This is a genomic window from Pseudomonas sp. LBUM1640 (assembly GCF_059716225.1).
The window spans coordinates 4,853,769-4,878,436 of the sequence record NZ_CP166816.1; the positions used below are offsets into that span (position 1 = coordinate 4,853,769).

23 protein-coding genes are annotated in these 24,668 nt (G+C 61.0%); 14 read left to right on the forward strand and 9 right to left on the reverse strand.

The features are described 5' to 3' along the window. Positions 1-30: 30 nt before the first annotated feature. Positions 31-1,122, reverse strand: a complete 1,092-nt coding sequence (aroC, locus tag ACA065_RS21325) for a chorismate synthase (RefSeq protein WP_497691397.1) — start codon at positions 1,120-1,122, stop codon at positions 31-33. Positions 1,123-1,265: 143 nt separating this feature from the next. Here aroC and ACA065_RS21330 point away from each other — a divergent pair, with 143 nt between their 5' ends. Beyond that, positions 1,266-2,228, forward strand: coding sequence for an alpha/beta hydrolase (locus tag ACA065_RS21330; protein ID WP_497691398.1), 963 nt, complete (start codon positions 1,266-1,268; stop codon positions 2,226-2,228). Positions 2,229-2,327: 99 nt separating this feature from the next. Then, complete coding sequence (locus ACA065_RS21335; RefSeq protein WP_497691399.1) at positions 2,328-3,134, forward strand: hypothetical protein; 807 nt, start codon at positions 2,328-2,330, stop codon at positions 3,132-3,134. Between the two features lie 142 nt (positions 3,135-3,276). Here the strand turns inward: ACA065_RS21335 and prmB are convergent, their stop codons facing one another. Continuing rightward, positions 3,277-4,185 (reverse strand): 50S ribosomal protein L3 N(5)-glutamine methyltransferase, encoded by a 909-nt coding sequence (prmB, locus tag ACA065_RS21340; protein ID WP_106576533.1) that lies wholly within the window; start codon positions 4,183-4,185, stop codon positions 3,277-3,279. Between the two features lie 239 nt (positions 4,186-4,424). Between prmB and ACA065_RS21345 the strand changes: the two genes are divergently transcribed. The 5 genes from ACA065_RS21345 (at position 4,425) to ACA065_RS21365 (ending at position 7,209) form a co-directional block, all read left to right on the forward strand. Next, complete coding sequence (locus ACA065_RS21345) at positions 4,425-5,015, forward strand: cysteine hydrolase family protein (RefSeq protein WP_497691400.1); 591 nt, start codon at positions 4,425-4,427, stop codon at positions 5,013-5,015. Positions 5,016-5,157: 142 nt separating this feature from the next. Beyond that, the gene (locus ACA065_RS21350; protein WP_053257227.1) at positions 5,158-5,478 is read left to right on the forward strand and encodes a hypothetical protein; all 321 of its coding nucleotides are present in this window, start codon (positions 5,158-5,160) and stop codon (positions 5,476-5,478) included. Between the two features lie 75 nt (positions 5,479-5,553). After that, positions 5,554-6,111: a Smr/MutS family protein gene (locus ACA065_RS21355; protein WP_497691401.1), complete on the forward strand. Its 558-nt coding sequence runs from the start codon at positions 5,554-5,556 to the stop codon at positions 6,109-6,111. A gap of 78 nt (positions 6,112-6,189) precedes the next feature. After that, complete coding sequence (gene folE, locus ACA065_RS21360; RefSeq protein ID WP_003442011.1) at positions 6,190-6,735, forward strand: GTP cyclohydrolase I FolE; 546 nt, start codon at positions 6,190-6,192, stop codon at positions 6,733-6,735. Positions 6,736-6,837: 102 nt separating this feature from the next. After that, the gene (locus ACA065_RS21365) at positions 6,838-7,209 is read left to right on the forward strand and encodes a glutathione S-transferase N-terminal domain-containing protein (RefSeq protein WP_497691402.1); all 372 of its coding nucleotides are present in this window, start codon (positions 6,838-6,840) and stop codon (positions 7,207-7,209) included. Between the two features lie 108 nt (positions 7,210-7,317). On the opposite strand, the gene ACA065_RS21370 is transcribed toward ACA065_RS21365, so the two are convergent. Genes ACA065_RS21370 through ACA065_RS21380 form a run of 3 tightly spaced genes read right to left on the reverse strand, consistent with a single transcriptional unit; the run spans position 7,318 to position 10,254 of the window. Next, the gene (locus tag ACA065_RS21370) at positions 7,318-7,638 is read right to left on the reverse strand and encodes an AtuA-related protein (protein WP_497691403.1); all 321 of its coding nucleotides are present in this window, start codon (positions 7,636-7,638) and stop codon (positions 7,318-7,320) included. Continuing rightward, positions 7,635-8,960 carry an acyclic terpene utilization AtuA family protein gene (locus ACA065_RS21375; RefSeq protein WP_497691404.1) on the reverse strand — a complete coding sequence of 442 codons (1,326 nt, stop codon included), beginning with the start codon at positions 8,958-8,960 and terminating at the stop codon, positions 7,635-7,637. Before ACA065_RS21375 ends, ACA065_RS21370 begins: the two co-directional genes overlap by 4 nt. A gap of 1 nt (position 8,961) precedes the next feature. Further along, on the reverse strand, positions 8,962-10,254 hold the full coding sequence (locus ACA065_RS21380; protein ID WP_497691405.1) for a CitMHS family transporter: 1,293 nt from the start codon (positions 10,252-10,254) through the stop codon (positions 8,962-8,964). Positions 10,255-10,379: 125 nt separating this feature from the next. Between ACA065_RS21380 and ACA065_RS21385 the strand changes: the two genes are divergently transcribed. Beyond that, positions 10,380-11,270 (forward strand): LysR family transcriptional regulator, encoded by an 891-nt coding sequence (locus ACA065_RS21385; protein WP_497691406.1) that lies wholly within the window; start codon positions 10,380-10,382, stop codon positions 11,268-11,270. 109 nt (positions 11,271-11,379) lie between these two features. On the opposite strand, the gene ACA065_RS21390 is transcribed toward ACA065_RS21385, so the two are convergent. Together ACA065_RS21390 and ACA065_RS21395 are read right to left on the reverse strand one after the other, a co-directional pair. After that, positions 11,380-11,982, reverse strand: coding sequence for a glutathione S-transferase family protein (locus ACA065_RS21390; protein ID WP_497691407.1), 603 nt, complete (start codon positions 11,980-11,982; stop codon positions 11,380-11,382). Between the two features lie 10 nt (positions 11,983-11,992). After that, positions 11,993-13,159, reverse strand: coding sequence for an aminotransferase-like domain-containing protein (locus ACA065_RS21395; RefSeq protein ID WP_497691408.1), 1,167 nt, complete (start codon positions 13,157-13,159; stop codon positions 11,993-11,995). 81 nt (positions 13,160-13,240) lie between these two features. Between ACA065_RS21395 and ACA065_RS21400 the strand changes: the two genes are divergently transcribed. The 3 genes from ACA065_RS21400 (at position 13,241) to ACA065_RS21410 (ending at position 15,942) form a co-directional block, all read left to right on the forward strand. Further along, a complete protein-coding gene (locus ACA065_RS21400) occupies positions 13,241-13,675 on the forward strand; it encodes a MarR family winged helix-turn-helix transcriptional regulator (RefSeq protein WP_497691409.1) in 435 nt (144 codons plus the stop codon). Positions 13,676-13,935: 260 nt separating this feature from the next. After that, positions 13,936-15,297, forward strand: coding sequence for an NCS2 family permease (locus ACA065_RS21405; RefSeq protein WP_497691410.1), 1,362 nt, complete (start codon positions 13,936-13,938; stop codon positions 15,295-15,297). A gap of 12 nt (positions 15,298-15,309) precedes the next feature. Continuing rightward, the gene (locus ACA065_RS21410; RefSeq protein WP_497691411.1) at positions 15,310-15,942 is read left to right on the forward strand and encodes a LysE family translocator; all 633 of its coding nucleotides are present in this window, start codon (positions 15,310-15,312) and stop codon (positions 15,940-15,942) included. Here ACA065_RS21410 and ACA065_RS21415 read toward each other — a convergent pair. Beyond that, complete coding sequence (locus tag ACA065_RS21415; RefSeq protein WP_497691412.1) at positions 15,926-21,172, reverse strand: dermonecrotic toxin domain-containing protein; 5,247 nt, start codon at positions 21,170-21,172, stop codon at positions 15,926-15,928. The two genes, ACA065_RS21410 and ACA065_RS21415, sit on opposite strands and share 17 nt — an antisense overlap. 165 nt (positions 21,173-21,337) lie before the next feature. Then, complete coding sequence (gene uraH, locus ACA065_RS21420; RefSeq protein ID WP_446432986.1) at positions 21,338-21,691, reverse strand: hydroxyisourate hydrolase; 354 nt, start codon at positions 21,689-21,691, stop codon at positions 21,338-21,340. 389 nt (positions 21,692-22,080) lie between these two features. On the opposite strand from uraH, the gene puuE reads away from it, so the two are divergent. The 3 genes from puuE (at position 22,081) to alc (ending at position 24,593) form a co-directional block, all read left to right on the forward strand. Next, a complete protein-coding gene (puuE, locus tag ACA065_RS21425; protein ID WP_497691413.1) occupies positions 22,081-23,007 on the forward strand; it encodes an allantoinase PuuE in 927 nt (308 codons plus the stop codon). After that, positions 23,004-23,519 carry a 2-oxo-4-hydroxy-4-carboxy-5-ureidoimidazoline decarboxylase gene (gene uraD, locus ACA065_RS21430; protein ID WP_497691414.1) on the forward strand — a complete coding sequence of 172 codons (516 nt, stop codon included), beginning with the start codon at positions 23,004-23,006 and terminating at the stop codon, positions 23,517-23,519. The genes puuE and uraD overlap by 4 nt, the downstream gene beginning before the upstream one ends. Positions 23,520-23,597: 78 nt before the next feature. Further along, positions 23,598-24,593, forward strand: a complete 996-nt coding sequence (gene alc / locus ACA065_RS21435; RefSeq protein ID WP_497691415.1) for an allantoicase — start codon at positions 23,598-23,600, stop codon at positions 24,591-24,593. The last annotated feature ends 75 nt before the right edge of the window (positions 24,594-24,668 follow it).

Sequence of the window (24,668 nt, forward strand, 5' to 3'; positions counted from 1 at the left end):
CACAGCAAGCTCGCTCGCCGCAATAGGCCGTCACAACTGGCCCAGCACCGGCGTAGTCACGTGTACATCGGCATTTTGCCCACGGTTCCGCAGCAGGTGGTCCATCAACACGATGGCCATCATCGCCTCGGCAATCGGCGTGGCACGGATGCCCACGCACGGGTCGTGGCGGCCCTTGGTGATGACATCCACCGGGTTGCCGTGCACATCAATCGAACGGCCCGGGGTGGTAATGCTCGACGTCGCCTTGAGCGCCAGGTGCGCAACAATCGGCTGGCCCGAGGAAATACCGCCCAGAATGCCGCCCGCGTTGTTGCTGAGAAAACCTTGCGGGGTCAGCTCATCGCGATGCTCGGTGCCGCGCTGCGACACACAGGCGAAACCGGCGCCGATTTCCACGCCCTTCACCGCGTTGATGCTCATCAGCGCGTGAGCCAGTTCGGCGTCGAGGCGGTCGAAGATCGGCTCGCCCAAACCGGGTTTGACGCCTTCGGCGACCACGGTGATCTTGGCGCCGACGGAGTCCTGATCGCGGCGCAACTGGTCCATGTAGGCTTCCAGTTCCGGCACTTTGTCCGGGTCAGGGCTGAAGAAAGCGTTGTCATCGACGCTGTCCCAGGTCTTGAACGGGATTTCGATCGGGCCGAGTTGGCTCATGTAGCCACGGATAACGATGCCCTGGGTGGCCAGGTATTTCTTGGCAATGGCGCCGGCGGCCACGCGCATCGCGGTTTCGCGCGCCGAGCTGCGCCCACCGCCACGGTAGTCGCGCTCGCCGTATTTGTGATGGTAGGTGTAGTCGGCGTGGGCCGGGCGGAACAGGTCCTTGATCGCCGAGTAGTCCTTGGACTTCTGGTCGGTGTTGCGAATCAACAGGCCAATGGCGCAACCGGTGGTGCGGCCCTCAAACACGCCGGAGAGGATCTCGACTTCGTCGGGCTCCTGGCGCTGAGTGGTGTGGCGGCTGGTGCCGGGCTTGCGGCGGTCGAGGTCACGCTGCAGGTCTTCCAGGGACAGCTCGAGGCCTGGCGGGCAGCCGTCGACAATGGCGACCAACGCCGGGCCATGGCTTTCGCCCGCGGTGGTGACAGTGAACAGTTTGCCGAAGGTATTGCCGGACATGCAGGGCGCTCCGTGAAATCAGTTGAATCAAGTCAACCGTAATAACTTAAGGCGGCCAGTATACGCAGGCTAACCGACTAGTTCATCCTCGAAACCTTACCGGTAGACGTTGGTCCAACCGGCACCTTCCTCATGATGGCGCGATGATGCTGCGAGTTCTGCTTTTGACCCTCACCCTGTTTTCCAGCCTTGGCTTCGCCGCCTCCCCTGTCGTACTGCAACGGCCGATCAGCCTGGACACCGGCAGCGGCGAGCTGTTTGGCTCGCTTTTGCTGCCCAAATCCGACAAACCCGTGCCGGTGGTGCTGATCATTGCCGGCTCCGGGCCCACCGACCGTAACGGCAACAGTGCCGACGGCGCGCGCAACGACAGCCTCAAGCGCCTGGCCTGGGTATTGGCGCGGCATAACATCGCCAGTGTGCGTTACGACAAGCGCGGCGTGGCCGCCAGCCTGGCCGCCACCCCCGACGAACGCAACCTGACGCTGGACGCCTACGTCGCCGACGCGGTGGCCTGGGGCAAGCTGCTCAAGGCCGACAGCCGTATGGGCCCGCTGATTGTGCTGGGCCATAGCGAAGGCGCGCTGGTCGCCGCCCTCGCCGCGCCGCAGCTTGACCCGGCCGGGGTGATTTCCCTGTCCGGCAGCGCACGGCCGGTGGACCAGGTGATCCGCCAGCAACTGGCTGATCACCTGCCCCCTGCGCTGTTGCTGCGCAGCAATGAAATCCTCGACCACCTCAAGGCCGGCCAAGTGGATGCCGATGTACCGGGCCCGCTGCAAGGCATCTTCCGACCGAGTGTGCAGCCGTACCTGATCAGCCTGTTTCGCGCCGACCCGTCAGCTGCCTTTGCCAAGCTGAGCATGCCGGCACTGATCATTCAGGGCACCAACGATATCCAGGTCGGTGTAGCGGACGCCCGGCAACTTAAAAATGCCAAGCCCGATGCCCACCTGACCGTGATCGAGGGCATGAACCACGTGATGCGCATCGTGCCCAAAGATGTAAAAGAGCAATTGGCCTCCTACAACGACCCCAAACTGCCCCTTGCCGCCGAGCTGGGTGAGCGCATCGTGCGCTTTATCGACGGACTTCAACCCCGTTAAGCGACTATTTACCTCCAGTCCTGTGAAAAACGGCCGATAAGCCCAGGGTCGACAGTAAAAAGACTGTCGGCCCGCAGGGCTTGGACAGGATCGCGCCGCATGACAACCACTGAAGCAACACCAGAACCTATCGCCGACACGCCGGCTGAGAAACCCGAGGCCGTCGAAGCGGCGGCCCTGCCGTGGGCGGATGTTCAGGCCGAACATTTCAAGATGCTGCGCCTGGCGCCCTTGGCTACGGACCGCGCTACGGGCGTGCGGCCGTTGCGGTTTGTGCAGTTCGGCTATGCCGAGCGCCACGATAAACACCACAGCCTGTTGCGCATGGTTATCCAGTTGCCGGGCCAACGGGTCCGCCGCGAGCAGAACCACCTGGACATCTGGGTCGATCACGACAAGCACCGTGTGCACTTCGGGCCGGGCAACAGCCTGGAGATCGAACCGGCCAACCGTGGCATCGGCCGCTTCCTCGTCGCCCAAGGCGCGGCGTGGGCGAAGAAGAAGTGGTCACACTACCGCGTCGACGGCGTGGACCTGGCCAACAAGGATGCCCTCAACGAAGCCACGCGCCTGCGCCGCGATCACTTCCTGCGTATCCAGGGTTTTGATGTGGCCTATGCCGATGTGCAACACCTTAAAGGCAACGTGCAGCCAGGCAAAGTCAGCGCAGTGCTGGACAGCTGGAACACCGAGAAGGTGCAGTTCGTGGAAATCCTCGAAGCCGCGCAAATGCTGCAGCAGGCTGAGCAGAACCTGGCCGAGCAGGAAGTGAAACTGCGCAAGGAAGAGGAAAAAGTCACCAAGTTCAAGCGTGAGGACAGCGGCTTGCGCTTTACCATCACGTGTCTGGTGGCGTTTACGGTGTTTCAGGCGGGGTTGTTGATCTGGATTGCCACACACCGGTAGTCAAGCTGGAATACGATTAAAACTGTGGGAGCGGGCTTGCTCGCGAAAGCGGTGTATCAGTGACAGGTTGACCACCTGACACTGCGCCTTCGCGAGCAAGCCCGCTCCCACATTTAGAGCCGGTTTCTTCAGTTGGGTCGGGTTAAACCCGCGCAGCAAACACCGCCTGATGCGCCCGGCACTGCTCTGCCGTCAACATGAACACGCCATGCCCACCGCGCTGGAACTCCAGCCAGGCAAAGTCGACTTCCGGGTAAAGCGCCTCAACGTGCACCTGGCTGTTGCCGACTTCGACAATCAGCAAGCCCTTCTCGGTCAGGTGGTCTGCCGCTTCGGCCAACATCCGCCGTACCAGGTTCAAGCCATCATCACCGCAGGCCAGGCCCAGCTCCGGCTCGTGCTGGTATTCGTCCGGCATGTCGGCGAAGTCTTCGGCGTCCACATACGGTGGGTTCGACACGATCAGGTCAAAACGCTGGCCCGGCAGGCCGTCGAAGCCATCGCCCTGCACGGTGTAGACGCGCTCGTCGACGCCATGGCGCTCGATATTCTGGTTGGCCACTTCCAGCGCTTCGAAGGACAAGTCGCCCAGCACCACTTCGGCGTCCTGGAACTCATAGGCACAGGCGATGCCGATGCAACCGGAGCCGGTGCACAGGTCGAGAATGCGCGCCGGCGGTTGGGCCAGCCACGGTTCAAAGCGGTTTTCGATCAGCTCGCCAATCGGTGAACGCGGGATCAACACACGCTCATCAACGATAAACGACATGCCGCAGAACCAGGCTTCCTTCAACAGGTAAGCGGTGGGCACCCGCTCGTGGATGCGGCGGTGCAGCAAGCGCTGCACGTGGGAGATTTCTTCTTCTTCCAGATTGCAGTCCAGGTAGCTGTCGGCAATTTCCCAAGGCAGGTGCAAAGCACCGAGCACCAATTGCCGGGCTTCGTCCCAGGCATTGTCGGTGCCATGCCCGAAAAACAGGTCTTCCCCATGGAAACGGCTGACAGCCCAACGGATATGGTCGCGCAATGTGCGCAGGCGGGATGTGATCACGGGGGCAAGCTCCTGGAAAAAACGACTGGCGATTCTAACAGCCTTCGCCTGTCCCTTCGATGTACGAATACCCTTCGCCACCCGTCGGATTTCATCCAATTTGCCATCGTTGCGCGAAACAAGCCGACCTCTTGACATGGCTGCACGTCAACAACGGCGTACCTTACGATAGTAGCGATTCACAGAACCGCTCAGCCAGTGGACAATGTCACAAAAGCCCCCCTCACAGGAGCCCCAGAATGTCCGTTCCAAAGACGATGTTTCAACTCAGCGGTCGCGGTTACGCAGCAGCCAACCTGAACCATGCGACCCTCGTGATCATCGACGCCCAGAAGGAATACCTCAGCGGCCCACTCGCCCTCTCGGGCATGGACGCGGCGGTCGCCAACATCCAGCAGTTGGTTGCGGCGGCGCGCAATGCCGGGCGCCCGATCGTGCATGTACGCCACTTGGGCACCGTCGGCGGCCTGTTTGACCCGCAGGGCGAGCGCGGCGAATTCATTCCCGGCCTGGAGCCCCTCGGTGACGAGACCATCATCGGCAAGCTGCTGCCCAGCGCGTTCCATGGCACGGGCCTGGAAAAACACTTGCAAGACCTTGGCTCCCTGGACCTGATCGTCTGCGGTTTCATGAGCCACTCCAGCGTCAGCACCACTGTGCGCGCGGCCAAGAACCTGGGCTTTCGCTGCACCCTGGTGGAAGACGCTTGCGCCACGCGTGACCTGCCTTACAAAGGTGGCATCCTGAGTGCCGAACATGTGCAGCAGACTGAAATGGCCATCATGGCCGACAACTTCGCGACCCTCGCGTTGACCAAAGATCTGATCTGATCGACCTTCTGATGAGCGGCGCGGCAATGTTCATTGCCCCGCTCATCCGCAAAGCCCTTTCATTTGGCGCATTTACCCCTCCACCCGGAACAACCTGTGTATCTTCCGGTCGAAGGGCCGATACCCTGGAGGAAAGGTCGGAATGAAGATATCCGATGGTTTTGATGCTCGTCGCTTGCGCCCCAAGGGCCCGAGCAACTGGCGTCTGCGCCTGGTAGCCGGCTTTGCCGCGCTGCTGGCCATTGTAGGTTTGCTGTTGGCAGGTGCTGGTGGCGCCGGTCTGTTTGGTCATTCGCCGGCACTTGGCGAACTGAATGCCAGCCCGGGCGGCTCGGCTATCTTGTTAGTGATCGGGCTGTTGGTGCTGTGGTTGGGCGTGTGGTTATGGCGCCGCAGCCGTCGGCGGATGCGCCAGCCGTTGTCGCTGAACATCGCTTCACACCTGATGAAAAAGCACGACTGATGGCGCTTGGATAGCGTTTCCTGCGCCCCGGCCGCCGCGATTTAGGTAAACTGCCCGCCCTTCGCGGAGGCTGACATGCAAGACGACGATTTTTCCCTGTTCAAAAACGAGCTGCGCGGCGTCAAGCCGATCAAGCACGACCGTGCCGACACCGGCAAACCCAAGGCCGACCGGGCGCAAATCGCCAAGCTGCGCCAGGCCGCGACCGTGCGCACCGACGCCACCACCGTGGATGGCCTGTCGGACCAGTTCGTGATCGATGTAGGCCCGGAAGACGAGTTGATGTGGGCCCGCGACGGCGTGCAGGAAAGCCAGATGCGCAAGCTCAAGGTCGGCCAGATCCCCTTCGAAGGCAGCCTTGATCTGCACGGCATGAACGTGGAAAAAGCCCGCGAAACCCTGTGGGCCTTTCTGGCCGAAGCGACCAAATTCGAAATCCGCTGCGTGCGCGTCACCCATGGCAAGGCCGTGCGGTTGGACGGCAAGCGGCCGATGATCAAGAGCCACGTCAACACTTGGCTGCGCCAGCATGCCCAGGTACTCGGCTTTACCTCATGCCAGGCCCGCCACGGCGGCGCCGGCGCGGTGTATGTGATGCTCAAGCGCACCATGCTGGAGGGGCGCGACGAGTAACAAGTGCCATCGTCAGGCTTGCAGCGATGTGTCCGCCACCGTAACCTTGCGCTTTGCGAAAATCCCACAGGTAGTTTCATGTCCCTGGAACAGAATTACACCGCGATCCTCGGCCAACTCGGCGAGGACGTTTCCCGCGAGGGCCTGCTCGACACGCCAAAGCGTGCCGCCAAGGCGATGCAGTACCTTTGCCGCGGCTATGAACAGACACTCGAAGAAGTCACCAACGGTGCCTTGTTCAGCTCTGACAACAGCGAAATGGTGCTGGTGAAGGACATCGAGCTGTACTCGCTGTGCGAACACCACTTGCTGCCATTCATCGGCAAGGCTCACGTCGCATATATCCCGAGCGGCAAAGTGCTGGGCCTGTCGAAGGTCGCGCGGATTGTCGACATGTATGCACGCCGCCTGCAGATCCAGGAAAACCTCAGCCGCCAGATCGCCGATGCCGTAATGCAGGTAACCGGCGCCCTGGGCGTTGCGGTGGTGATTGAAGCCAAGCACATGTGCATGATGATGCGCGGTGTCGAGAAACAGAATTCGTCGATGATCACTTCGGTGATGCTGGGTGAGTTCCGCGAAAACGCGGCCACCCGCAGCGAGTTTCTCAGCCTGATCAAGTAACAGGCGGCGTAGGAAAAGACCGGCGTTCATCGCCGGTTTTTTTTCGCCCGCAGAATTAAGGTAAGCTGCGGCCCCTTCTGTCATGGGCAAGAGGTTTCAGCCATGTTCGTCAAAGCACTTCGAGTGGGCCTCGGCCACGTCATCATCGCGGGCGACTTCCTTACCCGCCCACGCAAAAAGCAGCGCCCCGCCGAACAACAGGCGCAGGTAAACGCTGCGGCCAAGGAACTGACCCTGTATCAGTTCCACGCCTGCCCGTTCTGCGTGAAGACCCGCCGTACGCTGCACCGCCTGAATGTGCCGGTGGCGTTGAAGGATGCGAAGAACAACGCGCAAGACCGCCAGACCCTGCTGGAGCAAGGAGGCAAGATCAAAGTGCCGTGCCTGCGCATCGAAGAGAATGGCCAGACCACCTGGATGTATGACTCCAAGGTGATCATTGATTACCTGGACAAGCGGTTTGCCGCCATCTGACAGCTATAGGACATCCAATGTGGGAGCGGGCTTGCTCGCGAAAGCGGTGGATCAGTCAATTAATCTATCGACTGACACTACGCCTTCGCGAGCAAGCCCGCTCCCACATTAGTTATGTATTACCAACTCCAGATCAAGTAGGGCCGAGCCCAGGCACTTGCCATGTGCATCCAGCGCCAGCGAGCGGGTAACCCCGCCGCGCAGGATCCCCGGCAGCACGAAGTTCAGCGCCTGCACGTTCGGCAGCTCATAGCGCCGTACTGGCGCCGCGCCCGGCTCACGCAAGCCGGTAAAGAACTCCGCCACCCGTTCGGCCGTCAGCTGTTCACACAGCAGCGGGTAGTCCTCGGCGCGATAGGCAATGATCGAAATGTTCGAGGTGTCGCCTTTATCGCCGGTACGCGAATGCGCCAGTGTGTGCAGTTTCATGCTTCGATCCTCGGGTTGACCGCACCACGCGGCAGTAGCAACGATGCCACCGCCACCACTTGCCGCACGCTCTTGCTCGCACCGCCGCCGCCCGACGGGCCGTTGGTGTAAAGGGTTTCCACTTCATTGCCGACGCGCACCGCCTCGCTGCGTTCCTCACAGCGCGCGGCCACGCGCAGGCGCACTTCCCACGGTTCGACGTTGCTGCGCGGGCCGTGCAGCGAGTCCATGCCGATCAACTCGGCGCGCACGTCTTGCATCTTCACGCCCATCAGTTGCAGGCGTTTGAGTACGACATCCCGCGCCAACTCTGCCCGTGCGACAGCGCCCGGGCCACCGTAGGACATCTGCCCTTCGCCGATCCAACCATCCAAATAGCCGACGCTGACCTTCAGTTGCTCAGGCCGTGCGCGGCCATCGGCACCTTTGGCGCGCACGCGGTCAACGCCTTCCTCGACAAAACTTACGCGGGAAAAATCAGCCGTAACGTCCGGCGTCAGGTAGGCGGCCGGGTCGTGAACTTCATAGATCAGTTGCTCGGTGCAGGTCGCGCGGCTGACCCGCCCGCCCGAGCCCGCTACCTTGGTGATCACGGCTTCGCCGTCGGCATTGATCTCGGCCAGAGGGAAGCCCAGGCGCGCCAGGTCGTCCACATCCTTGAAACCGGGGTCGGCAAAATAGCCGCCGCTGACTTGCCCGGCGCATTCGAGCAAATGCCCGACGAGCGTGCCGCGCCCGAGGCGCTGCCAGTCATCCGCCGTCCAGCCGAACTCGAACATCTGCGGCGCCAGGAACAGCGACGGGTCGGCGACGCGCCCGGTGATCACCACGTCGGCGTCAGCGCGCAGTGCTTCAAGAATGCCCTCCACGCCCAGATAGGCATTCGCCGAAATCAGCCGTTCCCCCAGAGAGCCGACCGTCTGGCCGTTGTCGAGCACTTGCTCAGGCTGCAACGCCTGCAAAACATCATCGCCGACCACCGCCACGACCTTGAGGTTCAAGCCCAGTTCGCTGGCGATGCGTCGTACTTCAATCGCCGCCGACACCGGGTTGGCCGCGCCCATGTTGGTAATCACGCGCAAACGACGGCGCCCGGCGCCCACGCCAACAAACGGCAACACCCGACGCATGCGCTCACTCAACAGCGGGTCATAGCCGCCCTGCAGGTCGCCGATGCGCGCCTGCTGCGCCAGGGCAATCGTGCGTTCGGCCAGGCATTCGAACACCAGGTAATCCAGGTCGCCCTGTTCCGCCAATTCGACGGCGGGTTCGATACGGTCGCCGGAGTAGCCGGCGCCGGAACCGATGCGCAAGGTTTTCATCTCAAAACACTCCCAGGAGCAACGCGGTCAGGGTCATCAACACCGACGCGGCAAACAGAAAAGGGATGGTGAAGCGCTGGTGATCGGCCAGTTCGACCTTGCACAAGCCCACCAACAGGAAAGTCGCGGGGGTCAGCGGGCTGACCGGGAAACCGGTGGTGTGCACGCCGAGCAGCGAGGCCTGGGCCACTTGCAGCGGGTCGACGCCCAAGGCTTTGCCGACCTCGGCGATCACCGGCATCACGCCGAAATAGTAGGAATCAGGGTCAAACAGCAGGCTCAGCGGCATGGAAATGAAGCCCACCACCGCGGGGATCAGCTTGCCGTGGCCGGCCGGAATCTGCGCCACCGCCACCTCGGCCATGGCCTTGAGCATGCCGGTGCCTTGCATGATGCCGGTGAACACCCCGGCGGCGAGCAGGATGCTGGCCATGGTCAGGGCGGTCTTGGCATGCGCATCGATGCGTGCGCGTTGGGCGTCCACGTTCGGGTAGTTGATGCACAGCGCCACCACAGTGCCGAGCATGAACATCACCACCGGGTCGACCCAGCCGGCAATCATCACCACCATCACCAGCACAGTCAGCAGCAGGTTGACCCAGAACAGGCGTGGGCGCCGCAGCTGGATATCCGCGTCGCTGAGCACGCGTTGCGGCACCGCATCGACGGTGGAACCGGCGCCCAGCCCCAGGCGTTTTTCTTCGCGGTGGCCCAGCCACCAGGCGCAGGCGAAGACAAAGACCAGGCCGACGATCTGCACCGGGATCAGCGGCTGGAACAGCTCCGCCACCGGCACGTGCAGCGCCGCCGACGAGCGCAGTACCGGGCCGGTCCATGGCAGGAAGTTGACCCCGGCCGCCATCGCGCAGACACAGGCGAGGATGCGTTTGTCGATGCCCAGCCGCGTATACAGCGGCAACATCGCCGGCACCGTCACCAGGAACGTCACCGCACCGGAGCCGTCCAGGTGCACCAATAGCGCCAGGGTCGCAGTACCGACGACAATGCGTGTAGGACGCGTCCCAACCGTGCGCAGGATGCGATCAATGATCGGGTCGAGCATGCCGGCATCGGTCATGATCCCGAAAAACAGAATCGCGAACACAAACATGCCCACCACGGGGGCGACGTTCTTGATACCGGTGATGATGAAGGCGCTGGTTTGCAGGCCAAACCCCGCGAGCAGCGCGGCGATGATCGGCAAGGCGATCAGGGCCACCAGCGGTGAGAGGCGTTTGCTCATGACGGCAGCGAGCAGGCACAGGATGGTAATGACACCCAGGGTAGCGAGCATGGGTTACTCCAGAGCGGCCTTGGTGGCCGGTTATTGTTTTCCCTGGAGTATTGGAAGCGGGTTAGTCTTTGTAAATTGGAATATTCAGCCGATCATGTTCGGAAAAACAAAATGAAGCTGCGCCTATGAAAAACAGCATCCAGCATATTCAGGCTTTCCTGGCCGTGGCTCGTACGGGCAGTTTCACTAAGGCTGCCAACGAGTTGCACCTCTCTCCCTCGGCACTCACCGTACAAGTTCAACAGTTGGAAGACTGGCTCGGCGTCGCGCTGCTCGACCGCAGCCCGCGCCACGTGACCATCACCGCCGCTGGCCAGGACGCGCGCGGCCCCATGGAGAAACTGCTGCTGGACCTGGACAACATCGTCACCGGCTCGCGCGACCTGGCCGCCTTGCGCCGCGGCGTAGTCACCATCGCCGCCCTGCCCTCGGTATGCGCCGGTGCCCTGCCCCCGGCGCTGCGCCTGTTTCGCGAGCGCTTTGCCGGCATCGAGGTGCGCCTGCATGACCTGGTGGCTCATCGTATTCATGCCGAAGTTCGCGAAGGTGTGGTGGATTTCGGCATCGGCGTGCGCGCACGGTTGAGCCATGGCCTGGAGTTTGTGCCGGTGTTGAATGATCGGTTATGCGCGTTTGTGCCACTGGATCATCCCCTCGCCCGCCATCGGCAACTGACTCTGAAACAACTGGCGGATCAACCGATCATCCTCACTGGGCGCGACAGCAGTGTGCGTGAGCAGGTGGACGCGCTGTTTGATCAGACGCGGCTGACGATGAACGCGGGCATGGAGGCCAACTACATGTCGACGGTGTTGGCGCTGGTGCGCCAGGGGCTGGGCATCAGTGTGCTGCCGGAGTCGGCGGCGGACAGCCTGGAGGGGTTGAAGCGCATCAACATCGACCACCCTGGGGTGAACCGCGAGATCGGCTTGATCAGTCGCAGTGGCATGGGCCTGAGCCCGGCGGCGCAGCGCTGTTTCGATTTACTGAGTGACGAACTATCTGACACAACATAAAGCTAAATGTGGGAGCGGGCTTGCTCGCGAAGGCGGTATGTCAGTCACTGATAATTCGACTGATCCACCGCTTTCGCGAGCAAGCCCGCTCCCACATTTTGATCTGCGTTTAATCCAGCATCGGCACATGCTTTGGATGGCTGGCCACACGCTTGAGCCACGCCTGCACCGCCGGGTAAGGCGTCAGGTCAAACCCCCCTTCATGGGCCACATGGGTGTAGGCATACAGCGCGATATCGGCAATCGAATATTGCTCGCCGACCAGGTACGGGGTGGCTTGCAACTGGCGCTCCATCACCTTCAGCGCCTTGTAACCGCCCTTATGAGTGGTTTTGTATTCCTCCAGGCGATCTTGCGGCATGTTCAGGTAGAACTGGATAAACCGCGCCACTGCGATATACGGCTCATGGCTGTATTGCTCGAAAAACTGCCACTGCAACACTTGCGTGCGCAGGCGTGGCTCGCTCGGCAAAAACTCGCTGCCATCGGCGAGGAAGTTGAGGATCGCGTTGGATTCCCACAGGCAGGTGCCGTCTTCCAGTTCCAGCACCGGGATCTTGCCGTTGGGGTTCTTGGCCAGGAATTCGGCGGTCTGGGTGTCGCCGTTAAGGATGTCGACATCGATCCATTGATACGGGATGCCGAGCAGGCTGAGCATCAATTTGACCTTGTAGCAGTTGCCCGACTTGTAATCGCCATAAACCTTGTACATGGGGCTCCCCTTATGCCGCTTGCGCGTGCTGTGCTTGACGTACCACTGCGGCCAGGCGCTTGAGACCTTCGTCCAGACGGGCCGGGTCGATATGGCTGAAATTGAGGCGCAACGAGCCATGGTGTTGGTCGGGCTCGGAAAAGAACGGTTCACCGGGCATGAACGCGACGTCCTGATCTAACGCTTGCGCCAACAAGGTGCGGGTGTCGAGCTTCTGTTTCAAGGTCAGCCAGAAGAATAATCCACCTTGGGGCACTTGCCAGTCGGCCAGATCGCCGAAATGAAGCGCCAATGCCGCCTGAAATGCATCGCGGCGCTCGCGGTAAAAGCTGCGCAGCTCAGTCAGATGATGCTGGTATTTTTCGGTGCCGATCCACTGCATGGCCTGCCACTGGCCGACACGGTTGGTGTGCAGGTCGGCCGATTGCTTGAGTTTGAGCAGGTGCGGGAACAGATCCGGGCTGGCAATCAGGTAGCCGACACGCAAACCCGGCAGCAGGGTCTTGGAGACGGTGCCGGTGTAGATCCAGCTGGCTTTCTTCAGGCGGCCGGCAATGGGTTGCGCACTGGCGCCGTCAAAGGTCAGTTCGCGGTAGGGTTCGTCTTCGATCAGGGTTACACCGAACTCATCGAGCAAGGCGGCGACGGCCGCGCGCTTGGCTTCGCTGTAGCGTACGGCCGACGGGTTCTGGAACGTCGGGATCAGGTAGATGAACGCCGGGCGATGGTGTTCGAGGCTGGCGCGCAAGGTGGCCAGGTTGGGGCCGTCGGCTTCCAGTTGCACGGTCAGGCAGTCGGCGCCGAACAGTTGGAAGATTTGCAAGGCGGCCAGGTAAGTCGGGCCTTCCAGCAAGACTTTGGTGCCCTTGTCGATGTACAGCTTGGCCGCCAGGTCCAGGGTTTGCTGGGAGCCGCTGACCACCAGCACCTGGCTGGCCTGGCAGGCCACGCCCAACGCGCGCGCCTCGGCGGCGAGCCGTTCACGCAAGTGCGGTTCGCCTTCGCTCATGCCGTACTGGCCGATGTTGAGTGGCATGCCCTCCCAGTTAAGCACCGGCAACATGGCTTCGGCCGGCAGGCCACCGGCGAACGACATCACTTGCGGGCGCTGGGCCGCCGCGAGGATTTCACGGATCAAGGAGCTTTTGAGGCGCGTAACACGTTCAGAGAAGGCCATAAGGTCACCGGTAGCGAAGCCTGTGGGAAATACGTCAAACTGGTTGACCAAAATTACGACGACCTGAGTAGATACGTCAATATGCTTGACCTTAAAAACCAGAGCAGCCAGCAACAAGCCATGGAAGCCTTCTTCTTCGGCTATCAGGCCTTCACCGCCAAGGCCGATGAAATGCTCGAGCGCCGAGGCCTGAGCCGCGTGCACCAGCGCGTTGTGTTTTTTATCGCGCGTTACCCTGGCTTGAGCGTGAAGGAGCTGCTGGAATTACTCGGCGTGAGCAAGCAGGCGCTGAACATGCCGCTGCGCCAATTGCAGGAGATGCACTTGGTCAACAGCGTCGCGTCCGAGACCGACAAGCGCAAACGCCTGCTGGAATTGAGCGAAGAAGGCCTGCGTTTCGAGCAGTCGCTGCGCCGCGAGCAAGTGAAGCTGCTGCAACGCGCGTTCAGCGAAGCCGGCGAGGAAGCGGTGGCCGGATGGCTGGCGGTAAACCAGGCGCTGGCCGGACAGCCTTGATCTCTTGTTGAGCTCAGCTGTGGTGGTGGCCAGCTAGCGTGTAGTGGCGCTCGCCACACATCCCCCCGCTCACCTTTCATCCACTTTCGCCCACACAATCGAAAACATTATTTGCTTTATTTGTATACAAAAGCATAATTCGCTTCGTGCGAGTTCCTGACCTATTGGTCAACAAAAACCCGCCAGTACCTCAAAGCGCTGTTGCCCACACCTGTGACCGGCGCTGGAAATAACAATAAAACTCTTGAGGAGTACTCGCTGTGGAAAGCCGCAAATCCGAAGCCCCTACGCTGGACCTAACCCCGCCAAGCCTCACCCCCACGAAGCATGGCTGGCTGGAACGCCTGTTCAAACTGAGCGCGCATGGCACCACAGTGAAGACCGAGCTGATCGCCGGCCTCACCACCTTCATCACCATGGCCTACATCATCTTCGTCAACCCCAACATCATGGCCGACGCCGGCATCGACCACGGCGCGGCGTTTGTCGCCACGTGCATCGCCGCTGCGCTGGGCTGCCTGCTGATGGGCCTCTACGCCAATTGGCCGGTGGGCCTGGCGCCGGGCATGGGCCTGAATGCGTTTTTCACCTACACCGTGGTCGGCACCATGGGTTACCACTGGGAAACGGCGCTGGGTGCGGTGTTTATCTCGGGTGTGCTGTTCATGGGCCTGACCTTGTCGCGCGTGCGTGAATGGCTGCTCAACAGCATTCCGGTGAGCCTGCGCCATGCCATGGGCGCCGGTGTCGGCTTGTTCCTCGGGGTGATCGGCCTGAAAACCGCCGGCATCATCGTCGACAGCCCTGCCACCTTGATCAAACTCGGTTCACTGCACGAGCCCGCGCCCCTGCTGGCGGCGGTGTGCTTCTTGCTGATCGCGATCCTCAGCTACCACCGTGTATTCGGCGCGATCCTCATCAGCATCATTGCGGTGACCCTGGCCGGCTGGGGCCTGGACCTGGTGCACTACAACGGCATTCTCTCCACCCCACCGAGCCTGGCACCCACGTGGATGGCCATGGACATTAAAGGTGTATTCAATGTCAGCATGATCAGCGTGGTATTTGCCTTTCTTTTTGTGCACATGTTTGATACCGCCGGTACACTGATGGGCGTTGCACAACGCGCCGGACTGGTGGGCGCTGATGGCAAGATCCATAACCTGTCGCGCGCCTTGAAGGCTGACAGTGCTTCAAGTGTGTTCGGTGCGATGGTCGGCGTGCCGCCCGTCACCAGCTATGTGGAAAGTGCTGCCGGTGTGGCGGCTGGCGGTCGCACCGGGTTGACCGCGGTGACCGTGGGCGTGCTGTTTGTGGCCGCGATGTTTTTTGCACCGCTGGCCGGCATGATCCCGGCGTATGCCACCGCAGGTGCGCTGATTTACGTAGCAATGCTGATGATGGCGAGCATGGCGCATATCAATTGGGATGAAGCCACCGACAGCATTCCGGCAATTGTCACCGCGATCATGATGCCGCTGACGTTCTCGGTCGCCGACGGTATCGCCTTGGGCTTTATCACGTACGTGGCGCTCAAGGCCGGCACCGGCAAGTACCGCGAAATTTCCATCAGCCTGTGGGTGCTGTGCGTGATTTTCATCGCCAAATTCATATTTCTATAAAAGGAGCAAATGATGAACCTGGATACCTGGCTGCTGTTCAGTGGTGCTGCATTGATCGTGATCCTGATCCCAGGGCCGCTGTCACTGCTGATGATCAGCAACAGCCTCAACTACGGCTTGCGCCGCTCTTACCCGGCGTTTCTGGGCGGGGTGTTTGCGTCGATCTGCTTGTTGAGTGCTTCGGCCCTGGGTCTGGGCGCCTTGTTGCTGGCCTCGGAACAGCTGTTCAGTGCCTTGAAAATCGTCGGCGCCGCCTATCTGTTCTACCTCGCCTGGCAGAGCTGGCAGCAATCGCGCCAGCCGAGCCAGGGCGCGGTGGTGCCCCAGGCAGTCGCGACGCCACGGTTTCGTACGCTGTTTGGCCGGGCCTTTGTGCTGGGCGCCAGCAACCCCAAGGACATCCTGTTTTTCGCCGCTTTCCTGCCGCAGTTTCTCAACAGCCAGCAGCCGTTCCTGCCGCAGTTGCTGATCATGATCGCCACCTGGGCCGTGCTCGACCTGCTGTGCAAACTGGCTTACGGCCTGGGTGCCCATGGCGCTGCGCGGTATCTGCGCAGCGGCAAGGGCCAGAGCTGGTTCAACCGGGTGAGCGCCGCATTGTTCGGTGGCGCCGGCATTGCCTCACTGGCTAGGGGTTCACTTTGACGATATAGACGGTTGGATTGAGATTCCCCTTAACGGGCCATTGGATGCCAGCCATGATCCGCACCAATTGCTGATTTTGCATCGCGCGCTCGACTGCTGCGAATAGAGTCGAATTTTCGTGTTGCTGGATTGCTGCGTTAATCCACTTATCCGAGAGCTTCGTTCTCAACATCATTCGTCCCGTCTCAACCCATTCATATGACACGTAGTACAGCCTGTCTGAATTGGGATAATTAAGGATCGATTCTTGAGTCAGCCCCCTGGTACGCCATACCGACACGTCCTGGACGGTGAAACCCTGCCCTTCGAGCACCTTTTTAACCGCCGCGCGCAGCGCAGCCAACCGTTGCTGCCTGATCAAGACCTTGTTCCGTACGTCACCGAAGTGCAGACGCTTTTCTAATACAGGTGCCGTAAAGTCGACGCGCATGAAGCCAGGCGCCTTGCCTTCGTAGCCGATGTATAAAAATGGTGTGCGCCTTTCATTAGGCCGCAACATCTTCAGCAAATCTTCCGTCTGGGCAGACCGCGCGGACGCCGGGGGCAACCACCCGTCAAATGTCGCACGCAGACGGAGCAGATGGCCGGCCGTTGCAGGACTAGAGGGGCCTGTCAACTCAATCAACCTGGCGACTGCAAACTCTCGGCTTTTAGGTGTCAGGGTGGAGAACGCATCACCTACATAGTCCGTCAACGGCTTATTGAACAAGGTTTCGTGGAGCCGCCATCCACCTGCGGCAGTACGTGACACAGGAATAGGCTGCTCATGCAGCGCCGTGCTGGTCCAACGCTCAATGTCAGTCCTGGCCAAACGCAGCGGCTCGTCCTTGTGAATAAACACGATACCGTCCAGCGGAGCCTTCTCGCCCTGCGGGAGCAACCTGTAATAACCGCTGCGCGGATCCGGGGGAGCCACCCGCAGAGCATTGTAGGAAGGTACTCCGGCGCCCGACGCAATATGAAATATCCCAGGAGCCGAGGCGTTCGATGACGTGCGCCCCTCAAGTGAAATGCGCCAATGTAACCAATGGTTATGTGCTAGGGAGGACTGACGAATTCTGTTTTCCGTGGCCGTGCGCACACTAGGGGGTTGCCAGTCCGACGGCAGGTCAAGCACACGCCATGGGTTAGAGACTCCCGAACTCGTTCCCGCCACCGGTTGAGGCGCGTCCGCACCGAGCAACCACTCCCTGGACTGGTGGATATTCAAGATCAATTCGTCTGGTTCTTCGGCCTGCGAGCTTTTCAGGCGCAGGCCCCATTCGTTTTCGCGTTGATACACCGGGTAAACCTCATCCCCCTCGACAATCAACTGCTGGCCATTCTTCACATACCGTCCCTTGCCTTCCGGCCCCGTCAACTCGACGGCGCCCTCCAATCCGCCAGTTGACTTGAAGCGTTCCAACACACTGAGTGGTTTGCTCGGCGCAACTTTCAGCCCTGCGTGCGCGATGCCTTGATGGCGATGCACATGAGCCAGCGAGGCCCGTGCAGCACGGGCGCCCTTGGGGCCTGGGGCAAAAGAGAGCAGCACGTCAACAAAGGCGAGCACCGTCAAAAACGCCACATCCACGGCGTCATGGGCAGAGCCGCTGAAATGATAGCGCCGCGCCGCCAGCAGCATTTCATAGAGGCTGACCCCAACGCTCAGTACCGGGACAAATGACAGCAGCCCGCGAATCGTCGCGTCATGCTGCTCGCCCAAACGCTGCTCGCGGTACTCCTCCAGCGCCTGGGAAGACTGGGATTGAGCTTGAGTACGCCGCTGCAGGTCCAGCACCTGGGCATGGGCCAACAAGGCCATTGCATTGCCGGAGGACGTGACCGCTGCCGCCAACCAACCTTCAGGCTGCAGCGCAATTTGTTCCTTGATTTGGGCTTCAACGCTTTCCTGGGCAACTGCCGGTACTTTATGTTGAACCGTGAAAAACTCGACGAACCAGCCAACGACGCGCTCCATCGTCGAGATATCAAGCCGGCTCCAAAAAGGCGGCCTGGGAATGACCTCAAGGTTTTCGCCGGGGTAACTGTCAAGTGCCTGGAACTCCCAGCCGGGCGCCACTTGGCGGGCCAACTGCGTCAGGTTCTCGGGTAATGCGCCAAGCCGATTCAAGGCGTGTTCGGCCTCGAGCAAACTGGCGTACCCGACAATCACCCGGCTTACTACCGCCCTCGGCCAATACACCACACACAGACCCGAGCGTTGGTCGTGAATCAACAGCACCCCGGCGATGTGGCGATCATGCTCCAGGGTCACGCCCACCAGGCGCAGAACCGCGAGCTGCACCTCAAACTCAGCGGTTTTCAGCTCGCCCGCCGACCGCGCCGCCATGGCAAAGCTGAACAGGCGTTGCGCCTCGTCGCTCAAGCCTTGTTGCGCCGCCGAATACAGCTGCATCTCGGCGCGTTGCTGCAAGGCCCGATACACCAGCGTCTGGGAAAGGCCGGTGGATGCACCCGGCGTCGAGGCCGGCGGGTAAAACGCCCGCTGAACTTGCTTGTCGTACTCGCCGCCCACGTCCAGCGCCGCGATCATTTTGATCAGGTAGCCCACACTCAAGCGGTCTTTCCAGGCCGGGTCCAACCAGCGTGCACGGTTCAAGCGCCAGCGGGTCCAGGGCGCTTTGGGGTCGAGGTTGTGCAGCGCCAGTTGCAGCAGGCTGAAGGTCGTACGCTGCGAGCTGACGACTTTTTTAACATCACGATCGCCCACCGCACACTGGCTCGACCAGCCACACAACTGGGCAATGACATCGTCAGGCAAGTCGAGCAAGGGTTTGTCGATATCCAGTTGCGGGTAAAAACCGTCTTCGGTCAATCGTGTCACCAGGGCTTTACGCGCAAAGGCTTCAAGGTCTGGCAGGGCATGCCAAAGTTTGTTTTCCACCGCCCAGGCGCTCGTCAGGTAACGGCGTGACAACCGTGCATAGTGCTTGCGTTGGCCAGTCGATACGATGCCGAGCCATGAAGGCAGCTTTTTCGCCTGCCTGGCGGCCTCTTGCAGCAGGTTGATGTTGGCCAGGGCCAGTGTTCGCGCATCATTGGCAGGTATTTGCAGGCACTCGATCAGCTCCTGGGCCAGTAGCAGAGTGCTCAACAGCGGGTCACTCACCTCGCTGAACAGCTTTTCACCCTGGTCGATGCGCTGTTTCAGCGCGACGTGATGCTGCACCAGTGTGATGAACAGGTCCGTTAACATCGGGCGCTCGATAGCCTCGTAGCTCACCGGCAATGGCGCGCCCGTGGGCAACGCGTTGATTGCAGCCTGCGCGCGCTTGCGCTGGTGTCGCCCAATGCAGCGCCACAGCAGTGATCCATCAAGGCTTTTCAGGCTGGTGTGCAAGCCCTCGGCGAAGGCGTCCAGGTTGTCGAAAGGCACCAGCCCGCCCTGCTGGCCCGATACGTATAAGAGCACCGGGTGCCGACCGGCCGGATGGGCCCAGGCCTCGTTGGTGGTCACCACCAAAGCGCCCAACAGCGTGTACAGCGAGGAGGCCTCAACGCCTACCGTAACCTGCAGCACGCAGGTATCCGTGGGTTGTTGGCCGTGCACCCATGTTTCACTCAGCGCCGCATTCAACAGCTGCAGATGCGCGGGGGTTATCAGCTTCAAGCGTTGTTGCAGCTGGGCCTCGTAAAGCAAAGCCCGGCGCTGTGCGCCCGCCAACAATGAACCGCGCTTGAGCGAACCCTGGGGCAGTTCCCGCCAGAACTCTTTTTGTAGCACGCGCTCGTCTGGGCCCTGCGCCCACTTGCGCGCCTCATCTACCTGCTCCTGCCATTGGCGTTCAAGGCGCAAAACATCCTGGTAAGCCGCGCTGTCGTTGGCTACATCCGTCGTATCCAGCAAGGCGACAAGGCTTTTTTCGTAACGTTTGAGCTGCGCTTCGCGCGTTTTGAGCGCGAGCCCCGGCGCCAGGCTGCCGCCCACAATTTCGCCGTCGCGACGCCGACGGTCCCACTCCAGCAAGGTGTCCAGGGTGCTCCCCAACCGGGTAAAGCCCACCAGGCGAGAGCGGCCCTTTTCGATAAACTTCAGGTAGCGCTTTACGTCCGGCGCGGCTGACTGCGCCGCCCCTTGAGCGCCCACCGCGGCATGGTTGATCGACAATGCACACGCCAGTTCGTTATCCCACTGCGCCTCCAGTAACTCGGTTGCGCTGGCGAGCAACGCATCCTCCTGATGCGCGCCAATCAGCTGGAGGGTAAACGCTCTGGGCGTTGCGCTGGGCGTGTCACACAGTTCATGCCAGCGACGCAGCGGCAGGCACTGCCACAAAACGCGGCTCAGGGGGCCATTGACCAACGCCGGCAGGTCGCATTGCATTCGGTGCCAGGAGCTGAACTCGTAAAACTCGCGCAACAGACCCGGCAGGTAAATCACATGGGGCGTATCTCCCACGACACCCTCGCGATAAAGGTGCAAGGCCCCCGGGATCGGCACCAGCGGCTGGTTCGTGCCAGGCCACGCAACCCGACTCACCTGGATGCACGCCCATTCACCCCCGGCCCGCCGACGAGCGTCAGCGCCGGGTAGCTCCATCAATTGGCGCACCATGGCAAAGCCGCTGTCCGTCAGTTGGTACAAACGATGCGCCAGCCACGCATTCTCGGCGAACACCGACTTGCGCAATTGCACCCCATATTGCTTACGTGTCAGCCAGGAGCCGTGGGCCAGTTGCTGCCAATACTCACGCACGGCGGTTTCCAGCCGACCGAGCAGCGCCAAGCCGTTGACTCGCTCCAGTGCTTCACGGGCCGTAAACGGCAATGGGCGAGAGGGATCGTCCTTGAGGCTCAACGACGTGAACTGGTTTATGTTCAGCGGCACATTAGGCTGGATAAGCAAGGCCAGTGCCCGCTCGGTCAAGCTGTCGACCCGTTGCGCGAGGGCCGGTGGCCGCGGTTCGGTGAACAGCACGCTGTCCGGGTCCAGAGCAAAGGCTTCGCGTAATGCGCCACGCAGAATTCCCAGGACTCTGGGCGCGCGCCCGACCAGCCCACTGAGGGCTTTTGCGGCTTTGCTGCCCCGGGTTTGGGCTTGGTATAGACGATTGATTTCGGCGCTGGGCTGCAGGCCGGCATTGAGCCGGCGGGTCAACAACAGGCGGATCGCCGTGTCGCGCTCCAGGCTTGAGGTTTGCGGGTCATCGAAGTCAAGTGTGTCGGCCCAGGCGGCTTCAGCGGCCAACCAAGCGGTGGTGTCGGTACTGGTGGTGTCGGTACTCATGGCGGACTATTCCGTACAGAAAGAGCCGAGCCTAGGCACCCCGACCGTGGTGGGTGCGTTACATAGTTGGGCGGCCTGCTGGCCAGCCACAGGCAAAAAAAAGCCCGCAGTGTGGGCGGGCGAAAAACCAACGAAGAGCTTTGGGGGTGTGAAGCGAGGTGACGCTCAGCTACCGCGATAAGTGGAGTAGCTGTAAGGCGAAATCAGCAGTGGGACATGGTAGTGATCCTGCTCGGCACTGATGCCAAAACGCAGTACCACCACGTCGAGGAAGGCCGGTGCAGGCAATTGCACGCCACGGGCGCGGTAGTAATCGCCGGCGCAAAATTGCAGCTGGTACACACCGCTGCGGTAGTCGTCGCCTTGCAGCAGCGGTGCGTCGCAACGGCCGTCGCTATTGGTGGTGGCGCTGGCGACCAGCTCCAGCTGCGCACCTTCCACGCGGTACAGCTCAACCTTGATTGCGCTGCCGGGGCAGCCATGTGCGGCGTCCAAAACGTGTGTGGTCAAGCGTCCCATGGCGTTGCGCGCCTCCCGAAGTCAGTGGATTAGTAGACCGCACTTTTTCAGGGCATCAAAAAAGCCGGCGATGGCCGATTAAGACACTTTTTAGAAAAATTGTACACAATAAAAATCACAAACCTTGTGACCCCGCCGACAAAGTTATCGCACAGGGCAATTCACAGGTAGTCCTTGCTTTCCAATGACCTTTTGTCCTTTAGCTGACCAGTTAGGCAAGTTTCTTGCTAAGGCTTATGCACAGGGTCCTGCAGAAAAAATGCAGAAATGTAGGCTTACAAAGTTGGCGATAAGTTGTATACAATCACTCATCGCTGTGACGCCACCCAGTCTTTTCACTGCCCGGCCGCCACACACACTTGCTACCACGAACAAGAAGGAAGACTGCAGTGAGCGCTGACTACCCACGCGACCTGATCGGTTACGGCAGTAACCCTCCTCACCCCCACTGGCCGGGCAAGGCACGCATCGCGCTGTCTTTCGTACTCAACTACGAAGAAGGCGGCGAGCGCAATATTTTGCACGGTGATAAAGAGTCCGAAGCCTTTCTCTCGGAAATGGTCTCGGCCCAGCCGCTGCAAGGCGCACGCAATATGAGCATGGAGTCGCTGTACGAATACGGCAGCCGTGCCGGCGTGTGGCGCATCCTCAAGCTGTTCAAGGAATTCGACATTCCGCTGACCATCTTCGCCGTGGCCATGGCCGCCCAGCGTCACCCGGACGTGATCCGTGCGATGGTCGAGGCCGGCCACGAAATCTGCAGCCACGGCTACCGCTGGATCGACTACCAGTACATGGACGAGGCCCAAGAGCGCGAGCATATGCTCGAAGCCATCCGCATCCTTACTGAACTGACCGGTGAACGCCCGCTGGGCTGGTACACCGGCCGCACCGGCCCCAACACCCGCCGATTGGTGATGGAGGAAGGCGGCTTTCTCTACGACTGCGACACCTACGACGACGACCTGCCCTACTGGGAACCCAACAACCCCACCGGCAAGCCGCACCTGGTGATCCCCTACACCCTGGACACCAACGACATGCGCTTCACCCAGGTGCAGGGTTTCAACAAGGGCGATGACTTTTTCGAGTACCTCAAAGATGCCTTCGACGTGCTCTACGCCGAAGGCGCCGAAGCACCGAAGATGCTCTCCATCGGCCTGCATTGCCGCCTGATCGGCCGCCCGGCGCGCCTCGCCGCCCTGAAGCGTTTTATCGAATACGCCAAAGGCCATGAACAGGTGTGGTTCACCCGCCGCGTGGACATTGCCCGCCACTGGCACCAAACCCACCCGTACACGGGAGCGGCGAAATGACTGCGTTCCACACCTTGAGACCGTCGAGCCTGAGCCGCGATGAATTCATCAACGCCTTTGCCGACATCTACGAACATTCGCCATGGGTGGCCGAAAAGGCCTTCGCCCTGGGCCAGGACAGCTCGATCGATGAGATCGAAACCCTGCACCAGCGCATGAGCGACATCCTGTTGAGTGCCGATCACGCCAGCCAGCTGGCGCTGATCAACGCTCACCCGGACTTGGCCGGCAAAGCTGCCGTCCAGGGCCAGTTGACCGAAGCCAGCACGAATGAACAAGCGGGCGCCGGTATTCACCAATGCACGAGTGAGGAGTTCTCACGCTTCACCGAGCTGAACGACGCCTACAAGGCCACGTTCAAGTTTCCCTTCATCATGGCGGTAAAAGGCAGCAACCGGCACCAGATCCTGGCCGCGTTTGAAACGCGCATTCACAACTCGGTGGAAGCCGAGTTCAAATGCGCGCTGGCCGAGATCAATAAAATCGCGTTGTTCCGATTACTGACCCTTTAGCAGACCGGGCCCGAGCGCTCATGACGCCCAGGGCCTGGCGAGCATCCCAAGCCACTTACTTTAAGGCAGACAAGAAGAATGAAAGCGCAACCCGTACCTTTCGAGAAGTTCGTCAACCTGGCCGACGCCCGTCTGGGCACCAAGATCCTTTCGGTGACCGATGACTGGTTCGCTGACGCCAACCGCCTGTTCCAGCCGACCCCGGCCGTGTGGAAGGAGGGCGTTTTCGATGACAACGGCAAGTGGATGGACGGCTGGGAGTCGCGCCGCAAGCGCTTCGAAGGCTACGACAGCGCAGTGATCCGCCTGGGCGTGCCCGGCTCGATCAAAGGCGTGGACATCGACACTTCATTCTTCACCGGCAACTACCCGCCGTCGGCCTCTCTGGAAGCCTGCTTCCTGGCCTCGGGCGACCCTGATGACAACACCCAATGGGTGGAAGTGCTGTCGGCCGTCGAGCTGCAAGGCAACAGCCACCACTACCACGAGATCAACAACGGCCAGGCGTTCAGCCACTTGCGCTTCAACATCTACCCGGATGGCGGCGTGGCCCGTCTGCGTGTGTATGGCGTGCCGTTCCGCGACTGGTCGTCGGTGGGTGACAACGAACAGGTCGACCTGGCAGCTGCCTTGAACGGCGGTCGCGCCCTGGCCTGCTCCGATGAACACTTCGGCCGCATGAGCAACATTCTCAACCCAGGCCGTGGCATCAACATGGGCGACGGCTGGGAAACCGCACGTCGTCGTACGCCAGGCAATGACTGGGTGATCGTCGCGCTGGGCCACCCAGGCGAGATCGAGAAAATCGTGGTCGACACCCTGCACTTCAAGGGCAACTACCCGGACACCTGCTCGATTCAGGGCGCATTCGTGAAGGGCGGCACCGACAGCCAGATCGAAACCCAATCGCTGTTCTGGCGCGAACTGCTGCCGGCACAGAAGCTGGAAATGCACGCCGAACACACCTTCGCCGAGCAGATCAAGGCACTGGGGCCGATCACCCACATTCGTCTGAACGTGTTCCCGGACGGTGGTGTGAGCCGCCTGCGTGTCCTGGGCAAAGTCGCCAAGTAACAGATGATCGTTCCCACGCTCCGCGTGGGAATGCATCCCGTGACGCTCTGCGTCACAAAAGCGGACGCAGAGCGT

Coding starts and splice junctions, on each gene's coding strand:
- aroC (WP_497691397.1), bottom strand. CDS start 1,122: ATGTCCGGCAATACCTTCGGCAAACTGTTCACTGTCACCACCGCGGGC.
- ACA065_RS21330 (WP_497691398.1), top strand. CDS start 1,266: ATGATGCTGCGAGTTCTGCTTTTGACCCTCACCCTGTTTTCCAGCCTT.
- ACA065_RS21335 (WP_497691399.1), top strand. CDS start 2,328: ATGACAACCACTGAAGCAACACCAGAACCTATCGCCGACACGCCGGCT.
- ACA065_RS21345 (WP_497691400.1), top strand. CDS start 4,425: ATGTCCGTTCCAAAGACGATGTTTCAACTCAGCGGTCGCGGTTACGCA.
- ACA065_RS21350 (WP_053257227.1), top strand. CDS start 5,158: ATGAAGATATCCGATGGTTTTGATGCTCGTCGCTTGCGCCCCAAGGGC.
- ACA065_RS21355 (WP_497691401.1), top strand. CDS start 5,554: ATGCAAGACGACGATTTTTCCCTGTTCAAAAACGAGCTGCGCGGCGTC.
- folE (WP_003442011.1), top strand. CDS start 6,190: ATGTCCCTGGAACAGAATTACACCGCGATCCTCGGCCAACTCGGCGAG.
- ACA065_RS21365 (WP_497691402.1), top strand. CDS start 6,838: ATGTTCGTCAAAGCACTTCGAGTGGGCCTCGGCCACGTCATCATCGCG.
- ACA065_RS21370 (WP_497691403.1), bottom strand. CDS start 7,638: ATGAAACTGCACACACTGGCGCATTCGCGTACCGGCGATAAAGGCGAC.
- ACA065_RS21375 (WP_497691404.1), bottom strand. CDS start 8,960: ATGAAAACCTTGCGCATCGGTTCCGGCGCCGGCTACTCCGGCGACCGT.
- ACA065_RS21380 (WP_497691405.1), bottom strand. CDS start 10,254: ATGCTCGCTACCCTGGGTGTCATTACCATCCTGTGCCTGCTCGCTGCC.
- ACA065_RS21385 (WP_497691406.1), top strand. CDS start 10,380: ATGAAAAACAGCATCCAGCATATTCAGGCTTTCCTGGCCGTGGCTCGT.
- ACA065_RS21390 (WP_497691407.1), bottom strand. CDS start 11,982: ATGTACAAGGTTTATGGCGATTACAAGTCGGGCAACTGCTACAAGGTC.
- ACA065_RS21395 (WP_497691408.1), bottom strand. CDS start 13,159: ATGGCCTTCTCTGAACGTGTTACGCGCCTCAAAAGCTCCTTGATCCGT.
- ACA065_RS21400 (WP_497691409.1), top strand. CDS start 13,241: ATGCTTGACCTTAAAAACCAGAGCAGCCAGCAACAAGCCATGGAAGCC.
- ACA065_RS21410 (WP_497691411.1), top strand. CDS start 15,310: ATGAACCTGGATACCTGGCTGCTGTTCAGTGGTGCTGCATTGATCGTG.
- ACA065_RS21415 (WP_497691412.1), bottom strand. CDS start 21,172: ATGAGTACCGACACCACCAGTACCGACACCACCGCTTGGTTGGCCGCT.
- uraH (WP_446432986.1), bottom strand. CDS start 21,691: ATGGGACGCTTGACCACACACGTTTTGGACGCCGCACATGGCTGCCCC.
- uraD (WP_497691414.1), top strand. CDS start 23,004: ATGACTGCGTTCCACACCTTGAGACCGTCGAGCCTGAGCCGCGATGAA.
- alc (WP_497691415.1), top strand. CDS start 23,598: ATGAAAGCGCAACCCGTACCTTTCGAGAAGTTCGTCAACCTGGCCGAC.